This window comes from Listeria sp. SHR_NRA_18 (genome assembly GCF_003856515.1).
Lineage (GTDB): Bacteria > Bacillota > Bacilli > Lactobacillales > Listeriaceae > Listeria_A > Listeria_A newyorkensis.
The window spans coordinates 56,832-77,816 of sequence record NZ_QPKR01000011.1 but is presented as its reverse complement, the minus strand read 5'-3'; the positions used below and the strand labels follow the sequence as shown (position 1 = coordinate 77,816).

Annotated in this window: 40 protein-coding genes and 1 tRNA gene; 36 read left to right on the top strand and 5 right to left on the bottom strand. The window is 37.1% G+C overall.

Annotation, left to right across the window (positions count from 1 at the left end; genetic code table 11):
* Positions 1-13: 13 nt before the first annotated feature.
* Positions 14-607 (bottom strand): ATP-dependent Clp endopeptidase proteolytic subunit ClpP, encoded by a 594-nt coding sequence (gene clpP, locus DUK53_RS14500; protein WP_036062063.1) that lies wholly within the window; start codon positions 605-607, stop codon positions 14-16.
* Positions 608-1,002: 395 nt separating this feature from the next.
* Between clpP and DUK53_RS14495 the strand changes: the two genes are divergently transcribed.
* Positions 1,003-1,074: transfer RNA gene (locus tag DUK53_RS14495), tRNA-Arg, on the top strand.
* Positions 1,075-1,182: 108 nt separating this feature from the next.
* Here the strand turns inward: DUK53_RS14495 and DUK53_RS14490 are convergent.
* Positions 1,183-2,304 carry a tyrosine-type recombinase/integrase gene (locus DUK53_RS14490; protein WP_124892925.1) on the bottom strand — a complete coding sequence of 374 codons (1,122 nt, stop codon included), beginning with the start codon at positions 2,302-2,304 and terminating at the stop codon, positions 1,183-1,185.
* Between the two features lie 178 nt (positions 2,305-2,482).
* On the opposite strand from DUK53_RS14490, the gene DUK53_RS17740 reads away from it, so the two are divergent.
* Both DUK53_RS17740 and DUK53_RS14485 read left to right on the top strand, forming a co-directional pair.
* The gene (locus DUK53_RS17740) at positions 2,483-2,656 is read left to right on the top strand and encodes a hypothetical protein (RefSeq protein ID WP_201740733.1); all 174 of its coding nucleotides are present in this window, start codon (positions 2,483-2,485) and stop codon (positions 2,654-2,656) included.
* Positions 2,657-2,665: 9 nt separating this feature from the next.
* Positions 2,666-3,268, top strand: a complete 603-nt coding sequence (locus DUK53_RS14485) for an N-acetyltransferase (protein WP_124892923.1) — start codon at positions 2,666-2,668, stop codon at positions 3,266-3,268.
* A gap of 99 nt (positions 3,269-3,367) precedes the next feature.
* Here the strand turns inward: DUK53_RS14485 and DUK53_RS14480 are convergent, their stop codons facing one another.
* The 3 genes from DUK53_RS14480 to DUK53_RS14470 all read right to left on the bottom strand — a co-directional run bounded on the left by DUK53_RS14480 (position 3,368) and on the right by DUK53_RS14470 (position 5,464).
* Positions 3,368-4,006: a hypothetical protein gene (locus DUK53_RS14480; protein WP_124892921.1), complete on the bottom strand. Its 639-nt coding sequence runs from the start codon at positions 4,004-4,006 to the stop codon at positions 3,368-3,370.
* A gap of 263 nt (positions 4,007-4,269) precedes the next feature.
* Positions 4,270-4,755, bottom strand: coding sequence for an ImmA/IrrE family metallo-endopeptidase (locus DUK53_RS14475; protein WP_124892919.1), 486 nt, complete (start codon positions 4,753-4,755; stop codon positions 4,270-4,272).
* 25 nt (positions 4,756-4,780) lie between these two features.
* On the bottom strand, positions 4,781-5,464 hold the full coding sequence (locus DUK53_RS14470) for a helix-turn-helix domain-containing protein (RefSeq protein WP_124892917.1): 684 nt from the start codon (positions 5,462-5,464) through the stop codon (positions 4,781-4,783).
* A gap of 139 nt (positions 5,465-5,603) precedes the next feature.
* Between DUK53_RS14470 and DUK53_RS14465 the strand changes: the two genes are divergently transcribed.
* The 33 genes from DUK53_RS14465 (at position 5,604) to DUK53_RS14315 (ending at position 20,964) form a co-directional block, all read left to right on the top strand.
* Positions 5,604-5,819 carry a helix-turn-helix domain-containing protein gene (locus DUK53_RS14465; protein ID WP_036131723.1) on the top strand — a complete coding sequence of 72 codons (216 nt, stop codon included), beginning with the start codon at positions 5,604-5,606 and terminating at the stop codon, positions 5,817-5,819.
* 26 nt (positions 5,820-5,845) lie between these two features.
* Complete coding sequence (locus DUK53_RS14460) at positions 5,846-6,628, top strand: phage regulatory protein/antirepressor Ant (protein ID WP_124892915.1); 783 nt, start codon at positions 5,846-5,848, stop codon at positions 6,626-6,628.
* A gap of 88 nt (positions 6,629-6,716) precedes the next feature.
* Entirely contained in the window at positions 6,717-7,064 is a 348-nt protein-coding gene (locus DUK53_RS14455; protein ID WP_124892913.1) for a polysaccharide deacetylase family protein, read from the top strand.
* A 248-nt stretch (positions 7,065-7,312) separates the two neighbouring features.
* Complete coding sequence (locus DUK53_RS14450) at positions 7,313-7,552, top strand: hypothetical protein (protein WP_124892911.1); 240 nt, start codon at positions 7,313-7,315, stop codon at positions 7,550-7,552.
* A gap of 159 nt (positions 7,553-7,711) precedes the next feature.
* Positions 7,712-7,948 (top strand): hypothetical protein, encoded by a 237-nt coding sequence (locus DUK53_RS14445; protein ID WP_124892909.1) that lies wholly within the window; start codon positions 7,712-7,714, stop codon positions 7,946-7,948.
* 12 nt (positions 7,949-7,960) lie between these two features.
* On the top strand, positions 7,961-8,407 hold the full coding sequence (locus DUK53_RS14440; RefSeq protein WP_124892907.1) for a hypothetical protein: 447 nt from the start codon (positions 7,961-7,963) through the stop codon (positions 8,405-8,407).
* Entirely contained in the window at positions 8,407-8,574 is a 168-nt protein-coding gene (locus tag DUK53_RS17735; RefSeq protein WP_167333276.1) for a hypothetical protein, read from the top strand. Before DUK53_RS14440 ends, DUK53_RS17735 begins: the two co-directional genes overlap by 1 nt.
* A gap of 18 nt (positions 8,575-8,592) precedes the next feature.
* Complete coding sequence (locus DUK53_RS14435; protein WP_124892905.1) at positions 8,593-8,772, top strand: hypothetical protein; 180 nt, start codon at positions 8,593-8,595, stop codon at positions 8,770-8,772.
* Positions 8,772-8,993 carry a hypothetical protein gene (locus DUK53_RS14430; protein WP_124892903.1) on the top strand — a complete coding sequence of 74 codons (222 nt, stop codon included), beginning with the start codon at positions 8,772-8,774 and terminating at the stop codon, positions 8,991-8,993. The genes DUK53_RS14435 and DUK53_RS14430 overlap by 1 nt, the downstream gene beginning before the upstream one ends.
* Positions 8,990-9,571, top strand: a complete 582-nt coding sequence (locus tag DUK53_RS14425; protein WP_124892901.1) for a DUF1642 domain-containing protein — start codon at positions 8,990-8,992, stop codon at positions 9,569-9,571. Before DUK53_RS14430 ends, DUK53_RS14425 begins: the two co-directional genes overlap by 4 nt.
* Positions 9,568-9,795 carry a hypothetical protein gene (locus tag DUK53_RS14420; protein ID WP_036132359.1) on the top strand — a complete coding sequence of 76 codons (228 nt, stop codon included), beginning with the start codon at positions 9,568-9,570 and terminating at the stop codon, positions 9,793-9,795. Before DUK53_RS14425 ends, DUK53_RS14420 begins: the two co-directional genes overlap by 4 nt.
* A gap of 292 nt (positions 9,796-10,087) precedes the next feature.
* Positions 10,088-10,282 carry a hypothetical protein gene (locus DUK53_RS14415; RefSeq protein WP_036130098.1) on the top strand — a complete coding sequence of 65 codons (195 nt, stop codon included), beginning with the start codon at positions 10,088-10,090 and terminating at the stop codon, positions 10,280-10,282.
* The gene (locus DUK53_RS14410; RefSeq protein WP_124892899.1) at positions 10,269-10,658 is read left to right on the top strand and encodes a YopX family protein; all 390 of its coding nucleotides are present in this window, start codon (positions 10,269-10,271) and stop codon (positions 10,656-10,658) included. The genes DUK53_RS14415 and DUK53_RS14410 overlap by 14 nt, the downstream gene beginning before the upstream one ends.
* Positions 10,655-10,852, top strand: a complete 198-nt coding sequence (locus DUK53_RS14405; protein WP_124892897.1) for a hypothetical protein — start codon at positions 10,655-10,657, stop codon at positions 10,850-10,852. Before DUK53_RS14410 ends, DUK53_RS14405 begins: the two co-directional genes overlap by 4 nt.
* Complete coding sequence (locus DUK53_RS14400) at positions 10,849-11,046, top strand: hypothetical protein (RefSeq protein ID WP_103035046.1); 198 nt, start codon at positions 10,849-10,851, stop codon at positions 11,044-11,046. The genes DUK53_RS14405 and DUK53_RS14400 overlap by 4 nt, the downstream gene beginning before the upstream one ends.
* A 15-nt stretch (positions 11,047-11,061) precedes the next feature.
* Entirely contained in the window at positions 11,062-11,334 is a 273-nt protein-coding gene (locus DUK53_RS14395; RefSeq protein ID WP_124892895.1) for a hypothetical protein, read from the top strand.
* On the top strand, positions 11,331-11,609 hold the full coding sequence (locus DUK53_RS14390) for a hypothetical protein (RefSeq protein ID WP_059140829.1): 279 nt from the start codon (positions 11,331-11,333) through the stop codon (positions 11,607-11,609). Before DUK53_RS14395 ends, DUK53_RS14390 begins: the two co-directional genes overlap by 4 nt.
* A gap of 296 nt (positions 11,610-11,905) precedes the next feature.
* A complete protein-coding gene (locus DUK53_RS14385) occupies positions 11,906-12,115 on the top strand; it encodes a hypothetical protein (protein ID WP_124892893.1) in 210 nt (69 codons plus the stop codon).
* 225 nt (positions 12,116-12,340) lie between these two features.
* Complete coding sequence (locus DUK53_RS14380) at positions 12,341-12,529, top strand: hypothetical protein (protein WP_124892891.1); 189 nt, start codon at positions 12,341-12,343, stop codon at positions 12,527-12,529.
* Positions 12,516-12,992, top strand: a complete 477-nt coding sequence (locus tag DUK53_RS14375; RefSeq protein ID WP_124892889.1) for a siphovirus Gp157 family protein — start codon at positions 12,516-12,518, stop codon at positions 12,990-12,992. Before DUK53_RS14380 ends, DUK53_RS14375 begins: the two co-directional genes overlap by 14 nt.
* A gap of 9 nt (positions 12,993-13,001) precedes the next feature.
* Positions 13,002-13,706: an AAA family ATPase gene (locus DUK53_RS14370; RefSeq protein WP_124892887.1), complete on the top strand. Its 705-nt coding sequence runs from the start codon at positions 13,002-13,004 to the stop codon at positions 13,704-13,706.
* Positions 13,707-13,769: 63 nt separating this feature from the next.
* Positions 13,770-15,026, top strand: a complete 1,257-nt coding sequence (locus DUK53_RS14365; protein WP_124892885.1) for a DEAD/DEAH box helicase — start codon at positions 13,770-13,772, stop codon at positions 15,024-15,026.
* Between the two features lie 23 nt (positions 15,027-15,049).
* Positions 15,050-15,547, top strand: coding sequence for a DUF669 domain-containing protein (locus DUK53_RS14360; protein WP_124892884.1), 498 nt, complete (start codon positions 15,050-15,052; stop codon positions 15,545-15,547).
* Between the two features lie 19 nt (positions 15,548-15,566).
* Positions 15,567-17,840 (top strand): phage/plasmid primase, P4 family, encoded by a 2,274-nt coding sequence (locus DUK53_RS14355; RefSeq protein WP_124892882.1) that lies wholly within the window; start codon positions 15,567-15,569, stop codon positions 17,838-17,840.
* Between the two features lie 140 nt (positions 17,841-17,980).
* Positions 17,981-18,301 carry a VRR-NUC domain-containing protein gene (locus DUK53_RS14350; protein WP_124892880.1) on the top strand — a complete coding sequence of 107 codons (321 nt, stop codon included), beginning with the start codon at positions 17,981-17,983 and terminating at the stop codon, positions 18,299-18,301.
* Positions 18,298-18,576 (top strand): hypothetical protein, encoded by a 279-nt coding sequence (locus DUK53_RS14345; protein WP_124892878.1) that lies wholly within the window; start codon positions 18,298-18,300, stop codon positions 18,574-18,576. The genes DUK53_RS14350 and DUK53_RS14345 overlap by 4 nt, the downstream gene beginning before the upstream one ends.
* 313 nt (positions 18,577-18,889) lie before the next feature.
* Positions 18,890-19,321, top strand: coding sequence for a DUF3310 domain-containing protein (locus DUK53_RS14340; RefSeq protein WP_124892931.1), 432 nt, complete (start codon positions 18,890-18,892; stop codon positions 19,319-19,321).
* The gene (locus tag DUK53_RS14335) at positions 19,321-19,593 is read left to right on the top strand and encodes a hypothetical protein (RefSeq protein ID WP_124892876.1); all 273 of its coding nucleotides are present in this window, start codon (positions 19,321-19,323) and stop codon (positions 19,591-19,593) included. The genes DUK53_RS14340 and DUK53_RS14335 overlap by 1 nt, the downstream gene beginning before the upstream one ends.
* The gene (locus DUK53_RS14330; RefSeq protein ID WP_124892874.1) at positions 19,594-19,776 is read left to right on the top strand and encodes a hypothetical protein; all 183 of its coding nucleotides are present in this window, start codon (positions 19,594-19,596) and stop codon (positions 19,774-19,776) included. It abuts the gene before it with no gap.
* Positions 19,777-20,088, top strand: a complete 312-nt coding sequence (locus DUK53_RS14325; protein ID WP_124892872.1) for a hypothetical protein — start codon at positions 19,777-19,779, stop codon at positions 20,086-20,088.
* Between the two features lies 1 nt (position 20,089).
* Positions 20,090-20,377 (top strand): hypothetical protein, encoded by a 288-nt coding sequence (locus tag DUK53_RS14320; RefSeq protein WP_124892870.1) that lies wholly within the window; start codon positions 20,090-20,092, stop codon positions 20,375-20,377.
* The gene (locus DUK53_RS17550) at positions 20,378-20,536 is read left to right on the top strand and encodes a hypothetical protein (RefSeq protein WP_161564244.1); all 159 of its coding nucleotides are present in this window, start codon (positions 20,378-20,380) and stop codon (positions 20,534-20,536) included.
* Positions 20,533-20,964, top strand: a complete 432-nt coding sequence (locus DUK53_RS14315) for a DUF722 domain-containing protein (protein ID WP_124892868.1) — start codon at positions 20,533-20,535, stop codon at positions 20,962-20,964. The genes DUK53_RS17550 and DUK53_RS14315 overlap by 4 nt, the downstream gene beginning before the upstream one ends.
* The last annotated feature ends 21 nt before the right edge of the window (positions 20,965-20,985 follow it).

Below are 20,985 nucleotides of genomic sequence, written 5' to 3'. Positions count from 1 at the left end.
GAGTTTTGTTTGGTTATTTTAGACCAGCTTTGTTGACTACGATGTCGTCGATTAGGCCGTATTCTTTGGCTTCGCTTGCAGTCATGAAGTTGTCGCGATCTGTGTCGCGTGAAATAACTTCGATTGGTTGACCTGTGCGCTCTGCCATGATTGTGTTCATGCGCTCTTTTATTTTTAAAATGTGGCGAGCTGCGATTTCGATTTCCGTTGCTTGGCCTTGTGCGCCTCCAAGCGGTTGGTGAATCATGATTTCAGCGTTTGGAAGTGCGAAACGTTTGCCGTCTGCGCCAGCTGTAAGTAGGAATGATCCCATCGATGCTGCCATACCCATCGCGATTGTTTGAACGTCCGCTTTTACGAAGTTCATTGTGTCATAAATCGCCATCCCAGCAGAAATACTGCCGCCTGGTGAGTTGATATAAAGGAAAATATCTTTCTCAGGGTCTTGCGCGTCTAGAAATAGCAATTGCGAAACGATCGAGTTCGCTACGTTATCGTCAATCGCACTGCCTAGCATAATAATCCGATCTTTAAGTAAGCGGGAATAGATGTCATAAGCGCGTTCCCCACGGCTAGTTTGCTCGATTACTGTTGGAATTAAATTCATAATAAAACCCTCCTGTTTAGGTATATTTCATTTAAAAAAGAAACTGAGACAAAATCGAAATAATGAAAAGATTGCCAAACCCTTTTACGGGTAAGATGAAGATAATGCTTTACACGAATCGAGCGAAAGCGTTTGTATTCCAATAATTTGGTGGAAGCCGGAAGCGGAGCATACTAGTGTATGTGAGAACCGGAAGTCCGCCGAATTATTGGAATGCATGCGCTTGTCGCCGATTTATTTCGATTATGTTCCATTCTCCTCTTGATGCTTCTATATTACACGAATGGTCAAACTAGGTCAAACGAAAGGCTCGAATGAAATATTCCTATGAGATAAAGCTTGTGTAATTGGCATTTTTCCGCTATAATTATTGATTGTGAGTGTATTAAAATTTCGTCCTCGTGGTGCAACGGATAGCACGTGAGCCTCCGAAGCTCAAAATACAGGTTCGATTCCTGTCGAGGGCATTTTAAGAGTTTTTCGAAACGCTATGAAAACGGCTGTAAATCGCCATATACGAGCGTTTTAGAGCGTGATGAAATTTTATTTTTGTACCCTATAGTGTCCTATAGTACCTATAAATTTGTGGCATTTGTGGCACTATTTGCGGCAAAGAATGAATCAAGTTTTGATTGATTATTGTTTTTTAGACTTTCGCTCAAATGGCTGTAATATTTTAATGTTGTATTAATATTTTCATGTCCTAACCTATCTGCAACATAAATAATATCCATACCAGCTTCAACACATAAGCCTGTATGCGTGTGTCGTAGCTTATGAAGTGTTAATTCGTCACTTTCAATAATCTTGCATAGCTTCTTTAATTCCTTATTCACGCCAGTGTTAGATATTGGGCGATGTGTTCCAGTTCTATTGAACAACAAACCGAATGTATTGTTAGAGTTATCGACGTTTTCACTATGCCACATTATATATTCTTTAACCATCTTACTTGTCAATGTATCCATGAAAATTGTACGAGATTTCTTTGTCTTTGTATCAATAAAATTATTCGTGAATTTATAGTCCCACGCTTTTGTAACATCAATCGTTCGATTTTTGAAGTTTATATCCTTATTTGTAAGAGCTATTATTTCTTCAAATCTCATGCCGGTTCTAATAGCTAACAGTATTACTCCGCGAGAAGTGGAGTTCTTTTTTTGCAGTTCTTGAACTAATAGTTTCACTTTATCAGTTTCCATGAACTTTTTTTTATTTTTAGCAACATCTTCTCCGCTCATTACAGCCCCTTTCGTGGGGTTTTTTTGAGCGTATCCTAATTCTACAGCTTTGTTATAAAGCGCTCTAATTTTACGGTGTCTGGTGTCCACAGTGGCAAGGGCGTAGTCTTCTCCTAGGTAATTGATGAAGCGTTGATATTTAACAGCATCAACGGAATCAAGTAGGACATCGCCAAAGAAATCGATAAATTGTTTATAAGCTAATTCATACAAGATTTCTGTAGAGCGACTAACTTTGTTATCCTTGTAGGTACTCATATAAAGTTCATAGAATTCACCCATTTTCCATTTCTTTGCTGAAAAATCTTCTTGTTTCGTTTCTTTTTTTAATTTTGATGCACGATAAATTAGATTGTCTTTATCAGAATCGGTTAATCGTTTTTCTTTCCATTCGCCATTTACTTTTATACGGAGACGGATAGTGTAATCTCCGTTTGCTTTTTTGGTTATTTTCATGGTTTTAGGCTCCTCATATAATATATTTAATTAAAATAAAATAAGAATTTAGCTTTTTTTATCCTAATTCATCCTAATTTGTGTTATTATGGGTATAGTTATATTAAAGCACGTTACGTTATATATCGTGGAAATAAAACGCAACGATTTATAATTTTACAATTTGGAGGGATAAGATATGGCGACGAAGAGCTTTCAGACTGATTTTAAATTCAGTAAAAAATCTGCTCAAAACTTAGCCAATGCTATCGAAAATTCAAGACCTACTGAAATAAAAAGCAGCAAGCATTCAAAAAATATTAAAGATAAAGATACTATCCGTTCGATAATGTCTTCTTTTTCAGAGAAGTAGGTGTAGCTTTTGAGTTTGAATGTAATTTCACTCACCACTTTATTAGAAGCTAGTCCAGTAGAGGAGGTAAAAGACCTTCTCTACACTTTTGATTGTGGACAACTATCATCTGGCGCAAATGATGTCGAGGATTTCATACGCAATAAATCAATCGAGTTTGAAAAAGTAGATATCGCAAGAACGTATTTAGTTCTTTCTACATACCAAGGTAAACCATTTTTAGCTGGTTATTTCGCGATAAGCAATAAACCATTAGTTGTGCCAAAGAAATCATTTCGGAAGCTATCTAAATCGTTCCAGAAAAAATTGATGGCATTTGGGCATAAAACAGATATGGAATATTACAAGATGCAAGGCTATCTCTTAGGTCAACTAGGCAAAAATAGAAGTCCGATAAGTAAAGTGGCGAACGCAGCGACTGGAACTGATTTACTTGGCTTAGCCTATCAAAAGGTACTAGAAGCTAAAGCCTTAGCTGGCGGTAAGGTTTTGCACTTAGAGTGCGAAGACAATCTAAAAATAATTACTTTCTATGAATCATGTGGATTCAAAATTTTAGAAGATCATATTTCTGAAAATAAACTTAGAATAATGGTCAAAAGATTAGATTGAATAAAGCCTGTTCAAGGCTTTTTTTAACGCCTTGAAATAGCACATACGTTCGATTCGAGAGCCGCAGAAGCCCATTTGATTTGGGCTTGCTGGGGTTATTTAATTTGTTTCATAACCTGCTTGTAGAGCACTTGAGATAGCTTGAATTAGTGCTGTATCTGCTTGTTTTACAGTTTCAACAACATTATCAGAAGCTTGTGCCATATCTTCATTATTGTCTATAGCTGTGGATATTTGTTTAATAGATTGAAGACGTAAATTAATACTTTCTGTCATTTTTCTTGAAAAATTTTGAAGATCTTCGTTTTCTTTAAATACTTCATTTGTGGATAAATAATTTTTCAAACTATCATATTTGATAGTCAAGTTATCCATATTGCTTCTTAATGATGATAAGTCAGCTTTTGTTTTAGTTTCAGACCAAGCGTCTTTCCAATTAGTTTGCCATGAACTGTCATACTCTTTAACAACTTTATCTACAGATTTTTGTACATCCTCTTTTGAAACTGAGTCGTCTTTGTTTTTCGAAGGTGTTTTTTTTACTGTAGATGTGTTCGTATCGCTTTTATCACTCGTTTCACTTGAATCCGAATTACTAACCGCAACAATCGTACTTACTAAACATACTGCAATTACAATCAACGGTATTTTCTTTCCTTTTTTTCTAATAGCGCTGACTATTAGCCACGCGATGCCGATAATAAAACCGACAATTGATAATGCTCCTAAAACTGCCATCTTTACATTCTCCCCTTTGTGCATATTTTATGATCTCTTTATTTCGTCACTGTATAATCTAAAATCTTATGATTATAGTATAGTCATACTTATTAGTATTAAGACCAGAGACACGACTATTGTCATTAAAGAAACCTTCTTGGGTTTTCTTTTTATTAAGTTAAATACCAATAGTACCAGTCCTACTATTAGACCCAAGGTACCTAACCAAAATGCAATAAAATCCATTTTTCTCATTCTCCCTCTATATAATGTATTTTCCCCTAACACCCGTAATCGTACAAATACTCTGTGGTATCCACTTTGAATACTTCAATGGTAGGCTCAATATTTATTATATAGTTTCCAGTATCATACATCAAGCCGTATTTATCTTTAAAATAAGTAATTGTTGCTCGTAAGAAGCTTTCTGACACATCTAAGTATTCAGCAGCCTCGTGATATTCCGTAAAACCGTTGTAATAACAATCTGCTAGATCATCAAATGAAATTAGATAATCATAAGCCCGTCGCCGTGCAAATTGTTCTTGTTTTCTATCTGTCATTGTTTTTTGTGCTGATATATCACCCACAGTGTAGAGATCATGCATTGCTTCTTCTAAAAAGGTGCATCCTAATTCTGTACTTGTCTGTTCTTTATTTAAATAAACGGTACGACCGATTAGTTGTCCTTTATGTTTTTTATTCATTTTTGGTTCTAGCACAATCTCAAGGTGAGGAAATTCATCACATAACTTTTCTAAAAGCATGGAAACACCTCATTCATCTCGTATATTATTTCTTTTGTTTTTTTGCTTGAAGTTCTTTTTTCTTATTTATGAAATCTTGGATTTCTTCTAAGTCTTCTTCTGTTGCATCATCATCAATGTGGGCTGCAATTGTCATGATTTGTTCCTTCATTGTATCTTTTCTTTCCTGTGCTTTTAATAGTGCTTCCGTGTGTAAGTAAACCGCTCTTCGATTGTCGCTTGATAGCTCTGCCAAATTCATAACATGTGTAGAGAGAGTTTCATTAAAATTACCAAGTAAATCAGATAGTAAAACAGCATCCAAATGGGCTGACATATGTGAAGTGTTATTTTTGTATTGATTAAAAAGAAATTCAATATCAGATAAAGGTACATTCCAACTGTCTCCTTTATATGAGAGAATAAATTCGGAATAATCTTCATTAAATTGGACATCGAATCCTGTATCTTCTATAAAATCAATGAACTTAGACGTTTTTAAGTTTTCCATAGTTACCATTTCGTCTAGTGTTTCTATTTCCATAAACTCATATGGTGGAATATCTAGTACTTCAGACAATCTTTGAGCTACTTTTATAGGCATTTTTTTTATAAACCCTTTTTCATAGCGATATATAGTTGTTTTATTTACTCCGATTAGTTTACCTAATTTATCAGCACTCATGTTAAATTCAAGCCTACGTTCCTTAATTCTGCTACCGATACTCATTTATTACACCTGCCTTTGTATATAGTTTACTACCAATGGTGCAAAAATGCAACAACAAACTTGTTGACGTACTCATGGGGTCGTGTTATTATTACTTCAAGGAGCAATAATGCACCTTTTAAAAAGGGAGGTGATAACAATGAACGTTTCTAAACTTAAGGGAATTATAGTTGAAAAAAACAAAACGCAAGAAACTGTTGCTGAAGAAATTGGAATACATCGTTCAACGTTCTACAGGAAGATGGAAAGAGGTGGCGAAGATTTTACAATTGAACAAATGAAAAATATGATGGTTTCAATTCCACTTACAATGGAAGAAGCGAAAGAAATTTTTTTTGATAGCAAAGGTGCATAAATGCACCTTACGAGGAGGAAAAAACAATGAATGAATTACAAAGAACAATTAGTAGTGTGGAAGTTGCGAAGCAGGTAGGAAAGGAACATGCAAAATTAATGCGAGACATTCGCCAATATTGCGAATATCTTAACGAAGCCAAAGTTGGATTCGTTGATTTCTTCATTGAGTCTAGCTATAAAGATGCCAAAGGTGAAATTCGTCCAAGCTTCGATTGCACCAAACAAGGTTGCGAAATGATTGGAAACAAAATGAATGGTAAAAAAGGTGTTCAGTTTACCGCATTCTATGTTCAGCAATTTAACAAAATGGAAAACCACATCAAAGCATACCCAATGGATTCATACATGATTGAAGACCCCGCTGCTAGAGCTCAAAAATGGATTGAAGAATATCAAGAAAAACAACAAGCATACGCAATTATCGAAGAACAGCGGCCAAAAGTTATTTTCGCTAATGCGGTTGAAGTTGCAGAAGATAGTGTAAATGTGAAAGTTCTTGCCACTACTCTTAAAAAACATGGAATTGATATTGGACAAAATCGGTTATTTAGATGGTTAAGAGAGCATGGTTATCTTTCATCCAAAAACGGTACTACACGCAACCTACCAAATCAACGTGCGCTAGATCGTGGACTTTTCGAATTACAACTTAATTCGTATTATGATTCAAAATCAAATTCACACAGAACTCGTTACACCACAATGGTTACTGGTAAAGGACAAATATATTTCGTGAATATGTTTTTGAAAAATAAGGATGTCTATAATACGGACAACTTTGGCGTTGTCCAAGAAAGCTTTTTCTGAAAATGATGTAGTCGCTTTAAACGACCACAAATAAGGGGTACCGAAAAATGGAGTGCCCTACTTAAATACGTTAGAGGAGGAAATATAAGTGGAGAAATATACGAAAATCGAAACTCTATTAGAAGAAGCAAAAAAATGCATTGCGGCATTTGAGGACGGTACAGATGGATACCGTAGTAAAGTTAATGACGTTACCATTAGTGAGTTCTTGAAAGGTGAGTCAATGATTGATATCGGTCAAAATATCGCCTTTAGTGAAACAGTGAACCACTATGAACAATATTATACAAATGGAAAAGTTTTAGTTCACGTTTTTGAAAATAACAAATGCGAAGAATTATTGCTGTTTCAAGACGCTAAAGAAACAATTTTGGAATTAAGTATCAAGAAAATCAAACAAGCAATCGAACTACAAAAGCAGATTGAGGACGAGTAAACCATACCCTCCGAAATGTATGTTATGAAATAAGAAAGGATCGTAATCATGACTAATAACCCATTAATAGGTGAAGAATTGAGCAAGATTTACGATATGTATCTTGAAATGTCAAAAGCGGATGAACCAAAACCGGCAGACATCATAAGTATAAGTCGCTATTTATGTAGAACTAATAAGGTGAAAATCAAACTACTACCACTAAAACAAGGAATGATATTCGATTCCTTATAGAAAGGAGCCCGCCCATGGCAAGACCAGTAAAAAACAAAAAACTAACATCCCCAGTCGTATACGGCGTGTGGACATTAGCGAAGTTTGCGGATGCAAGTCCACGATCATATAGCTGGTGGCTTGAAAATATCTATGATTATCCTGAAATAAGCGAGTTCAGCAACTGGGATAAAAAGAAAAAAGAACACTGGGCTTTTGACGCTGTGAAGGCAAACGAATGGTTGATTAAGAAGTTTGTTTATAAGGAGGTATGACAACATGTTTATAGCCATATTAGTACTTCTACTGTTCACACCATTCATGTATCTAAGCTATCAAGACAACAAAAAATAGCCCACATGGCATTGTGGACTAAAGGGTATTTAACAAAATAACTTGGCTTTATTATAGCCGAAATTGGAGGAAATAGCAATATGAACATAAGAACTATAAGAAGTGCAACAGTGTACTTGCCAACGCATGATTGCCAAACGAAAACCTTTACAGTCGGTCATAATACGTATGACATTAGCGATTCGAAAAAACGCATTGCGTATAGAGTAAAGGCTATTTACGAGTATGAAGAAAGTATTTGTATCAGAATCGTAGCCGAAAATGGTATGTATATCGAATTTGCAAACGTTCCGTATTCTTTAAAAGGTGATTGTTAGGAGGAGAAAACAATGAAAACAAGCGAATTTAAGCAAGCGGTTGAGGAGCTTGGGTATTCTATTGGTTTTGGAGGTGCTTCTGAACCATGTTTCAGTATAAATAACAGGAAAGGTACACTCGCTTTTGTAGAGGTGTATAAGGTTGTAGGTATCGATACAACATTTGGAAGGTTTGAACAATTGAGTGATGCTGAAAAACAATCACTAGGAGCCTTATTATTCGAATACGCCGCAACACCGCTAGACGAACGCGAACCGGAACGTAAGTGGTATTTGCGCGATCCCGTGATTAGTGATGAATCGTTTAATTACTTGAAAATTAATAGAAAAACTGGAACCCGAACATATGGTGAGAAATACGATTATGGCGACAATTGGCAAACATCTTACACCCGCGCAGAAATCGAAGCCTTTACGTTTTCGACGGAGCATTTGATTGAGGATGAGGTGAGCGAGTGATGGAATACGCTTTATACAAAGGCGACACACTGCTACAAATCGGCACAGTAGACGAATTAGCTGCGTTCAAGAACGTAAAGCGAGAAACGATATTATTCTACACTTCACGAGCTTACAGGCGACGGACGAGCGAGAAGAACGGGCTTAGGGTTATTAAAATTGATTAAGAAAGAGGTGGAAATCTGATGCCAATATTTAAGTTGAAATGGACGGAAAAAGTACTGATGACCGTCGAAATACAAGCCGAGTCAGCCGAGGAAGCAGAAGCGAAATTTTACGCTGGTGACCGTGGAGAGCCTGATTGGCTGGACTCGAACATGTTGGACGACGATTTGGAAATTATAGAATTGAAGGAGGAAGAATAATGCCTGAAAAAATGGAAAAAAGGGAGTATGAAAAGTATAAAAAACGTATAAGAGCCGCATATAACGCGATTGTAACACTGATTGATGTTGATGCAGGCGATAAAGATTACGGAGATAAACAGCTCGATTACATGGAAATGCATGACGAACTTTCAAATGCGTTAGACGGGCTATCAAATGCATCACTAAATCTAGCTGTTTTGAAGGAGGAACAAGCATGACACAACAGTTTAGAACAGGCGATACCGTCCAATTTACAGGAGAAATACGAGGGTTTGACGTTGATGAGCGAACTTTAGAAGTTAGTATGAATGGCTTGAATCGCGTAATTAGAATGGATAGTGTAGTCCCTGCACCAGCGTTAGTTGTGGTGCCACAGTGGTTTGATACAATTTATAGGGATACGAAGCGCGTTTATCTTGAAGGGAAATATGACGCTTGCAACGTGGATATGATTCGTATGATATGTGCAGCCGAGTTTGGTTCTTCACATAACCAATTAATAGCTTTCACGGACAAACTTTCTACTGCGGCAACTGAATACGTTATAAAGCATAAACTAGACCTTATACGCGCAGTACTTGACGGCTACACAGTCGAAAAGGAGCCGTTGTATTACGTGAAAGTCGTTGATGATAAGTGTGGTTATCTCAATTATGAAGTCAGCTCTGGTATATATGACCTTGCAGATAAAGGGAACGATGATGACGTTAAAACACAGTATACAGAATTAGAAATCAAAGAAATAAACGAAAAATTGTGGGCGGTTGCCGTGCCAGTTAAGGATGATGAAGCATGAACGAGCAAAAAGCGCCAATAAGTGAGTGTCCACATTGTCATTCAGACGAGGGTTATTACATTAAAAATCGATTTTCAGGCAGCGGAGAATGGCATCATAATTTTAACGGTCAGGAAAAAGATAATTCACATTTTCACGATACGTTGTTTACAAAGGAAAGTAAATATACGTATTGCATCATTTGCGACAAGCGACTTTTCAAAGTTGAAGAGATTGGAGGGTGAAGCGCTTGAGGACTGAAACAATCACTACTCATGTAGAGTGCGATACTTGCAGAAGGAGCGAGGAAAACGGATTCCCAATAGCAAAGATGACTGTGGCAGTTTTAAATATCGGACATCTTGACGAGTACGGTAATTTCCATCGAAAATATGGCGGAAACATTGGGGTTAAACGCTTAGATTTATGCTCAACATGCGCAACTAAGGCGCTTGATAGAGTCGTAAAATCAAAATCACAAATGTTCACGGCAAATGTGTATTACTCATTTCAAGATATAGGAGAGGGTGAGGCGTGATGACTGAGTGGCATATAACTTACACATTCCAGTGCGTGACGGGTGAGCGTGAAATTGGGCAGACGTATGTATGTCTGAAATATGGGAACATACATGATGCAATCGGACGCGTTGAAAAACAAATAGGCAAATATCTTATTAGTATTGACGAAGTTATCAGGAAAGGAGAGGAGCGCGAACATGAGACCGATTGAGTATAGAATTTATTGCGAGCAGAACAAGGAAATGATGCATGTTGACAGTCTAAATTTCGATGAAGATGGAGCGCTTTGGTACGCTATGGCTGGTGGTGATGTTGTCCCATATTTCGAGAATCATAAAGACTGGCATTTAATGCAGTACACAGGTTTAAAAGACAAAAACAAGCAAAAATATTGTCAAGACGATATTGTGAGCTATAAAGGCAAACACTACAGACTCATTAAAGGTACCTACAAATTCGAACTGCTTGGATTTAAAGAACCTTTGCAGGACAACCAATCCGATTTCTTTAGTGAAGGAGCATATTTGGAAGGTGAAATTGTTGGGAATATTCACGAAAATAAAGAATTGCTGGAGGTGGCGGAATGAAATTTAACAAAAAGCTAGAAAAGGCGATTAACGAAGATTTGGAAGCGAGGAGAGCTAAAGCGCGGTTTTACGGCATAGAAAACGATAAGGACGTTGCGGATCTTGAAAAAGAATGGGCGTTTTACTCGGCAGGTAGAGCTAACCGTGTGCCGGCGGAGTGGATTGCACGGTATTGCGAGGAGGATGCGGAATGAACGGATTGGAAAAGCTGGAACAAATCGATGAAAAACGAGAACTCAATTTTGTAGAGTTGACATCTTATCTTGAACAATACAACAATCTAGGCTATTGGTGTTTGGTAGATGTGGAACATGACGCTGAAAATAGTTATGGGAGCGTTCGGGACTATTACAGCTACACCTTAAAGGTACTTAAAGAGAAAGAATAAAGGAGGCGCAAGACGATGACGCAGAATAACACTTATAAAAACGAACTATACAAGAAACTAAAGGAAAAAGTTAGATATGGAGATAATATAACAAGGCAGGATTTATCTAACGCGTTGTGGCTATACGAAAAAACTTTGAAAGAGAGGGAGAATGCGGAGGTTATTTATAGAGATTCACGTGCTCATTCAGAATTTTGGACAGAAGATGAAATACGAGGTTATAAGAATCATATGAAATTTACTAAAGGCATCTGGATTCCTGATGTAGATGGGGAGGAGAACAAATGAAAATCAAGATTAACGAAGAATACAGATTGTGGAGTGACCCACTTCAAATAAAATTGCAGCGTAGAACGGAACCAGAAAAGTACGATCCAACTAAAGAAGAACAATACTGGAACAGCATCGGATATTACAAGGACGTTCCGACCGCACTAGAAGCATACGCAAAATACGCAACGAATGTAGCGCCTGACATCGAATCATTTTCCGATTTGAAGCTAGTGTGGAAAAAAGTGAATAGTGAGATTACTAAAATAAAAAGTGAGTTGGAAAATGCTTAGAAGGAGGTTTAAGTAATTGAGCACAGGCGAAGTTATAGCATTTTGCGCAACACTCGTATTTTTAGGATTTGTATTTTGGTTGATGTTGAGAGACTAAACAGAAATGAGGCGATAATCCATGTTAAACATTATCCAACTCACAGCCCTACTAACAATCATCATCCTAACCACAGTACTAATCACCTATCACCTAACGAAAGGAAGTGATAATACTCGTCCCGAAGCTGTAACTTCAAAGACGAGCCTTTATAAAACAAAAACCATGCATAATTTAGCACGATTGGGGGTTAAAGTCAATGACAGAAAGCCAAATTATTATGTCAGAAATAAATAGAACGGTTAATAGAACAGGGCAGCAATTAGCAAATAAAATTGTTAAAAGCGACAACGATCTGGACAATTTAATGCACAACTTAGAATCACTCACAGTTAAGTTAAAAGAGAGTCAAAAAGCATTTCATAAAGCGAGGTTGAGAGAAAATGAGTTATGTCTTGCAAAAGTATAATTATGCGCTTGAAAAATGGTTACCGGTTAAGGAATACAACTCAAGAAAGAAAGCGGACCATGGACGTGCAGTGTGTATTAGAAAAGACCGCGGTAAATAACGGGTGATTAAAAATGAACAATGAAGTTGAGAATCCGTTAATTGTAGACGAACACTGGAACGATGGTTTCAGACATTAGGGAGGAAAAAGAATGAATATTGAGAAATTTGGTGGTGTAAATGTGGATGGATGTTATCTATCGCGGTGAAGGGATTAGCTTGCACGAGCATGAGGACATTTCATGTATGTATAACTGGCTACGCAGAAATAAGAAAACGCTAGAAGGTTGTTCTATCTATGACGAAGTGATTGATATGTATATTCAGTTAGATAAGAAGTTTCAGGAGGTGAGACGGACGAATGAAGTTGTATGAACTGGGAAATAATTATCAGAAGGTATTGGATTTGGCGGGACAAACAGAAGCAGAGACATTGCAAGACACCTTAGATTCAATCAAAGAAAGTATTGATATTAAAGCAGAAAATTTAGCGAAAGTTATTAAAAGTTTAGAAGCGGAAGTTGCTGGTTTTGATGTAGAAATGAAAAGGATGGCTGATCGTAAAAGTACTATTAAAAATAATGTCGATGGCTTGAAACGTTATCTACAAACCGAATTAGAAAAAATCGGGACGGACAAAATCAAAGGGCAGCATCTCACCATTGCAATACAAAATAATCCGCCATCTGCACGCGTAGAGGACGAAAGCAAGCTTATTGCATATTTAGTCGAACAGCCCAAAAAACTCGATAAAAAAGCCCTTCTAGTCGATTTAAAGGCAGGTATTGAGGTGGATGGCGCGGAACTGTATCAGGGTAGATCGTTGAGAATAAGATAGGAGGAAAATATGGATATAAAAAAAGCAAGTGAGATAACAACACCGTCAGCAATTAGATTGATCTATGGTGATCCAGGCAAAGGGAAAACGTCCACAATTGGATTCATGCCGGGTAGAACGCTAGTCATTGATATCGATGGGACATCAAGTGTATTAAAAGGTAAAGATAACATTGATATTGTGGATATGCACGATCCTATTATTGTAGAACACGGGTACAGAATGGGGTTACCTAAATTGCTTCAAGAAATAAAAACGAATCATCTGGACAGCTACGACAATATTGTTCTTGATAATATTTCCGAGTTAGAAACCGCCATGCTCACGGAGTATGGGAAAAATGGAAATAATAATGGTGTACCAGGTATTCAAAATTACCAGCAGTTGCAGTTTTGGGAACTCGATTTAATACGTTACTTGAAAACGTTTGGTAAAAATATTTTAATCACAGCGTGGGAAGTGTCGGACGAATGGCAAACGGAAGCGGGACAGATATTTAATAGGTCCTATCCACAGATTAGAAAGCCAATTTTGACGAATGTTATGGGTTTATGTTTGCAGGTTGCGAGGTTGTCTGTATCACTTAAAACAGGGAAACGCGGTTTTACATTAACACCATCTGATGCAGTATTCGCAAAGAACCAGATAGATGATCGTGAGTTTTGTTTGCAGGAAGATTTATTTAGTAGTGGTGATGTGGATGCTAAAGCTTAGAGCATATCAATCCGAAATTATCAATGATGTAAAGGAGGCGTTTGTGCAAGGATATAGAACACCATGTGTTGTAGCTCCTTGTGGTTAGGCGCTGGTAAGTCGGTCATCCTATCCGAAATCATCCGTAGAACAACACATAATAAAAATAACGTGCTGTTCCTGGTCCACAGAAAAGAATTAATAGATCAAATTCGTAACACACTGCAATCGAACGATGTGGATATGGATTTCGTCACACTCGGCATGGTCCAAACAATCGTCAGGCGCTTAGATAAAACGGTGGAGCCTTCCTTGATAATCATTGATGAAAGCCATCACGTCCTAGCGAGCAGCTATAAAAAGATTATAGCTCACTTCTCGACAGCTCTAGTGGTCGGATTCACTGCAACACCTGTCAGACTCAACGGGGGCGGGTTAGGCGATATCAACGACACACTAATCGAAAAAGTAACCGCCAAATGGCTCATAGAAAATAATTTTCTTTCACCTTACAAATACTATGCACCCGAAATCGTTCAAACAGATACATTAAACATCAAGCGTACAGGTGAGTTTGATATGAGTGGACTAGACGACCAGTTCAACGCTCGAATGGTCTGGGGCGATGTTATACGACATTATCAAAAATTAGCACCTGGAGAGCAAGCAATATTGTACGCCAGTTCCATTTATCAAAGCGAGAAAATGGCAGCGAGTTTTAATGCTGTAGGCATTTCGTCGGCACATATTGACGGCAAGACACCTAAAGCGATTCGTGATGACATCATCAAACGATTCCGTGAAGGCGAAATAAAGGTCCTTTGCAATCTTGATCTTATAGGCGAGGGATTCGATGTGCCAGATTGCTCTACTGTGATTATGTTGCGACCTACGCAGTCATTATCGCTGTACATTCAACAGTCCATGCGAGGAATGCGTTATAGACCTGGTAAAACGTCCATCATTATAGATCACGTCGGAAATGTAACACGGTTTGGTTTACCAGACATGGAACGCACGTGGTCGCTAACGCCTCGTAAGGGCAGTAACGCAACGAAAGCCGAAGCACCTGTGAAAATATGCAAAGAATGTTTTATGACCGTGAGCCAGACGGCAAAGCGGTGTGAGCATTGCGGGGCGGAGTTTAAGGTTGAGGTGAAGGCGGTTGAAGTGGATGAATTAGCCGAGTTACAAGAAGTAAACGAAACATCGTTCACCCTTGACTACAGAGAGCCGGGGGATTGCAAAAATATGGGCGAGTTATACGAATTAGCAAAAAGTAGGAATTATAAACGAGGATGGGCATACCATCAAGGTAAATTATTAGGATTTATCAAATAAAAAACGAAAGTAGGAATGTAAAAATGGTATTCAAATTAGATACAGAAGATGTTTTTGGCGGTCAAGTAGAAGATGGGATTTATGAAGTAATTATTAATCACGCGACAGAAGATGCGACACAGAGCGGTGCGGAGTATATCAATGTGGATTTAATTATTCGTAATGATATTAATCAAAAATTTAAAAACGCGCATATTTTCCATAGTATTTGGAAGTCAAAAAAGGATAACCAATACAATGCGAAATCCATTAACACCATTGGTAAAGCGGTAGGTTTGGCAAATGGTAAAGAATATAACTCATTGACGGAGGTATTAGAAGATTTTGCATTGAAAACATGCCTCGTGTCCGTGAAAAACGAAACATCAGAATACAATGGTAAGACATACAACAATCTTAATGTGAAAAGTTGGGCTGAATCGAAAATTCCTGGTCCATCTAATCATCAATTCAAAGCAAAAGATATCGCGCAGCAAGACAATCAACCATTTAATATTACAGATGATGATCTTCCATTTTAAAAGTTAGGAGCGTGCGGAAATGTTCGAAAGAATACCAGATGAATTAAAACAGTTAAAACAATGGTGCGCTTACAAACTGCTTTGGGATGAAGAGCGACAAAAGTATAAAAAAATGCCAATGGATGCCAATACAGGTAAACATGGTAAAAGTAACGATGAAAGCACATGGGCGGATTTTACGACCGCCCTTGCTTCTTTAGAAGATTATGGGTTCGATGGGTTAGGTTTTTACTTTAAAGCCCCGTATTTCGGTGTAGATATTGATGATATAGCAGACGAAATCGAAGATTATTTATTAGGCGACCAAGAAAATATTGTTGCTGAATTTATTCACACACTAGCGAGTTATACGGAGTATTCCGTTAGTGGCACTGGTATTCACATCATTTCTAAAGGAAAGTTTCCAGATGGTGGGCGAAGAAAGAATAATGTAGAAATGTACAATGATGGTCGATTTTTCGTTATGACAGGCAATGTAATCAATAACTTCACTAAAATAAACGATGGTTCCACAGGTATTCAATACTTACACGCGAAATATATTGGTGTGAATGATGCGCCTATTGTCAACCATTCCGAAATGAGCCATGTGGACTTACCTTCTAATGAAATTATTCAAAGAGCTATGCAAAGTAAGCAGGGTTCACAGTTTAAAACACTATACGATGGCATGTGGGATGGACTGTACCCTTCGCAGTCAGAGGCAGACCTTGCTTTTGCTAATATGCTTGCTTTTTGGACAGGCGCCGACTATGAAAAGATGGATGAAATTTTTCGTTCCTCCGGCTTGATGCGATCTAAATGGGACCAAAAACGCGGAGCTTCATTGTATGGAGAGAAAGTATTAAATATCGCTATTCAAAACACAAGTGATGTGTATGCACCTGGTAATTCCATTGATGATTATGAGATTAAAATATTAGATAACGGTAAAGCTAAAAAAGCATATAGTTTTGATGACACTGGCAACGCAGAACGTTTTAGAGATGAATATAATAATATGGTCCGTTACTCATATGTCAATAAGGGATGGTATTACTATAATTCGAAAATCTGGATGTTTGATAACACAGGTGCTATTAAAACATTGGCCGATCGTGTGATTCAAAACATGAAAAAAGATTTCGCCTACATGGAATCAGAGTCCGACATTGAAAAAGCGTTTGTGAAGCATTTGAAAGCAACTCGGGGTAATCGAGGAAAGACAAACATGTTAAAAGAAGCCGAGCATTTAATGCCGGTGCTGCCAGAACAATTCGATGTAAATAAACACTTTTTTAATACTCAAAATGGCTACATTGACTTGAAAAGTGGCAAATTGAATGCGCATGACCGTTCAAAAATGTTCACAAAGATTAGTCACATTGAATACACCGATAAAATCGATGCGCCATTATGGAATAGCTTCTTGCTTGATATTTTCGACAATGACAAGGAATTAATCGACTATGTACAAAAAGCTGTTGGTTACTCTCTCACAGGGAGTACGAGTGAACAGGTAATGTTTATCTTGTTTGGGAATGGTCGTAATGGTAAAAGTGTGTTTTTGGATATTATTAATGATGTATTCGGCAGTTATTCTACTAATATTCAACCACAAACAATCATGGTGAAACAACAATCAAGTGGTGCGAATAGTGATATTGCCCGTCTACATGCTGCACGCTTCGTTACAACAACAGAACCAAACGAAGGCGTACGTTTAGATGAAGGTTTGATAAAACAGCTCACAGGTGGCGACAAGGTAACCGCAAGGCATCTGTACAAAGATGAATTTGAGTTCACTCCGGAATTTAAAATTTGGATGGCAACGAATCATAAGCCTATAATTCGCGGTCGTGATGATGGTATATGGAGAAGGTTGCATCTGATTCCTTTCACAGTGAAGATACCAGATCATAAAGTAGATAAACAACTGAAATACAAACTAAAAAGCGAACTCACAGGGATATTAAATTGGGCTGTGGAAGGATGCTTAAAATGGCAACGAGAAGGGTTGAAATTACCAACAGCAGTAGAACGCGCAAGTAATGAATATAAGTCAGAAATGGATGTTATTACGGCATTTATTGAGGATTGTTGCGACGTAGATATAGAAAATAAAATAAAATCAAAGACATTATATGATACCTATCGAGAATGGGCGAAAGATAACGGTCAATATGTTATGAGTTCTACAAAGTTCGGTCGGGAAATGGGATTGAAGTTTGAGAAGAAAAAAAGTGGGTCAGTTCGTCTGTATCAAGGTATAAAACTAAATGATGAATACTCACAAATGAACTTCAATTTTTAAAACGGGACATGTTGGGCAGGTTTGACCCGTTTTTCATAAACCTTTACTATTTTTATTTTCCTATACTACTTTCTATATTTAACTCTTATCTTGTCCCAACTGTCCCAAAAAGAATAATAAATATATATAGGAGGTATAAAATGACAGCAGAAATAGATATTCAAAATGCAATACGGCGTGAATTGGGAAAATTAGGTCATTATGTGTTCAGAAGTAACGTTGGAAAGGTAAGAATGCAAAACGGACGTTTTTTTGACACAGGGCTTCCACCTGGTTTTACGGATCTATTCGGATTCCGAAAATCAGACGGCAAAATATTCTTTATTGAAGTGAAGAATGAAAAAGGTAGATTGAGACCGGAACAGGTTAAATTTCAGGATGCTATGAGTAAACAGCAAGCACTCTGTGGAGTAGCTCGGAGTGTTGAGGATGCGGTTAGGATTGTGGAGGGGATAGAGTGACAGAATTGGATTTAATAATGATGTTTGTTTTAGGAATAGCTCTTGGTGGTATTTTAACTTCTCTAATTGTTATTTATTTAACACACATACCTAATAGTGGCAGCGAAGAAAAGAACATACCGCCAAAAGGTAGCAGACCAAATCCGATCAAGAGTAAACCAAATAAAATGGCGTATGGTGGTGTTGTTCGTCCGAAATCAGTTACTGATGGTATGTTTCCGAAACCACCTAATTTTCTTTCCGCTCGTGAATACGTAGCGGAAAGAATTTATTGAAAAGATGGCAGAAGATAACCCGCTAAAACAATTTATGACAAACCCAACTAAATATAATTATTTAAAATTAAAACAATACAAGGAGGAACAACCGTTGAATAAAGAACCATTCCCACAAGAACATGTATATCATTCACGATCAATGACAAATAAAGAATTAATTGAAAGTCAAGAAGATTTACTAGGTGAACTTCTTGAAAAGTTAAAAAAAGATAATCCGTCGAAAGTTTATATGATAACTACAAAAGAAGCGATGGGACATCTCAACAAAATAAGTATTACGGCGACTGAACGTAAAAAGGAGGAACCAAAAATGAAAATATATCACACGGAAACGCAAGAAGATTATGATGCGCTGATGGTTGAGTTGGAGAAGGAAGGTGTAACTTGGGCATTCGCTGGGGACAAACCTACTGCATCTAACTTATGGGATATTTATGGAAATGAAACATGCATAAAAAAAGAAGGGAATAAAATCACTTATGCGACTTGTAGTTATTTCAACGCTTATAAAATCATAAAATACAAAGCCAACGACACAGTAAATAATCCAAGCCATTATAATACAGGCGGTATCGAAACATTGGATTATATCAAAGCTAAAGTAAAAGATTATCCAAGTTATGCAGTTGGCAACATCATGAAATACATCACGCGATATGAGCATAAAAATGGTATTGAAGATTTGAAGAAAGCACAGTTTTACTTGAATGATTTAATTGAGTGGATGGAGGGTGAGAAGTAATGGGATGGTCTGAGAAGGAAAAAACAAAGCGAGAAGCAGAATCTGTAACTAAAATAGTTGTGGGGATTGTGATATTTTGGCTTATCAGTCTGTTAGTACCAGGTATCAGCGTTGTAGCTCAATTGATTTGGCATAACTCATTCACATTGTTTCTTATGATTTGTGCAATTTCGGTCTGGGTTATTGCAACGATAATTATGGCTGTGATCGCTGGGGTGTCTTATAAAGAACTTAAGAAATATGCGGATATTTTGAATGAGGAGGATGAATAAATGAACATAGGCGATAAAGTTTTTGTGAAAGTTAAATATAGTTGTGTTAAATATGGCGAGATTGTAGCGATTAAAAGAATATTATTCTATAAAACATATGTGGTTGCACTGGGTGATATAGGTCATTATGTTACTGCTAACAATTTCAATATTATTAAATCGAATGAAAGGGAGGATAAATAAATGGAAAACTACAAAGAAATAACATTCGATGAAGCAATGGGGATGATTAAGAATAGAAAAGAAGATAGTTTGTTTTATAAATACGAACATAGCGACTGCATTTCTTCGATTAAAGGAATATTAATCGATACAAAAAAACTCCGAACGTTTAAGTGGTTCAAGAAAACCACTAATTGCAATCAACCAGATATATTATTGACGAAATCGGGTGATGGAACTTTACTGTCAAGAAAATGTGTAACGTGTGGAGAATGTTTATTTAAAGGCGCTATGACAGATGACGACCCAATCAAACCAGAAGTGAGTGGTTAATATGACAAATCTAAAAGGACATTATTATTCGGAATATAAAAAATTATTAAACTTCCATACAGATAGTGAAATAGCGAATAGGTGGGGCGTTACCAAAGCGCAGCTTAGTGAATGGAAATCAGAAAATGGAATATTCATCGATCATGAGAATATGAATGGTCTAAAGCGATACAGACATATCAAGAAGTTGCAAAGACTTGGGTATGACATGAAGAAGATTAGCAGACTAACGCAACTAAATCCGAAAAAGATTGAACGGATATTAGAAGATTATGAAGGGGTTGAGTGAATGAGATTGATTATATCGTTTTTATTTAATGTCAGTTTTATTATATTAGGAATGATGGTCGCGTTTAAATATCATTCGGGCGAACTTAATTTCAATGAAACGGTTGTCGTTATGCTATACATGATTCTTGTACAACGAATGGTAGGTGATGACAAATGAGCAAACGACTAACCAAAGCACAATTTCAGTATATCGAGGACGAGTTAAGACATTATCATGAGACGAAGAAGGAACTGGAAGATTTGCGTTCTAATGTCATCACAGGTTCTATATTTCGTGAGTATCGAGATGATAATACTGGTGGTTCCTCTGGCAGTTGTGTAAGTAATCCCGTTGAAAAACAAGCAACAATACTTGAAATGGATAAACAAATTAATAGGATGAGTAAGGTTGTAAGTGCTATTGAAAGTATAATCTGCAAGATTTCAGAAAGTGATAAGACGATGATTCAGTTGCGCTATTGGTCGAACCATAAACATAAGTGGGAATACATCGCAGCACAATCATTTATGGAAAGGTCAACGGCTATTAGACATCGGGATGCAATCATTAAAGAAATAGCTGAACAGCTAGGTTTTAAAAAGTAGTGCAACTTTCGTGCGACTTTT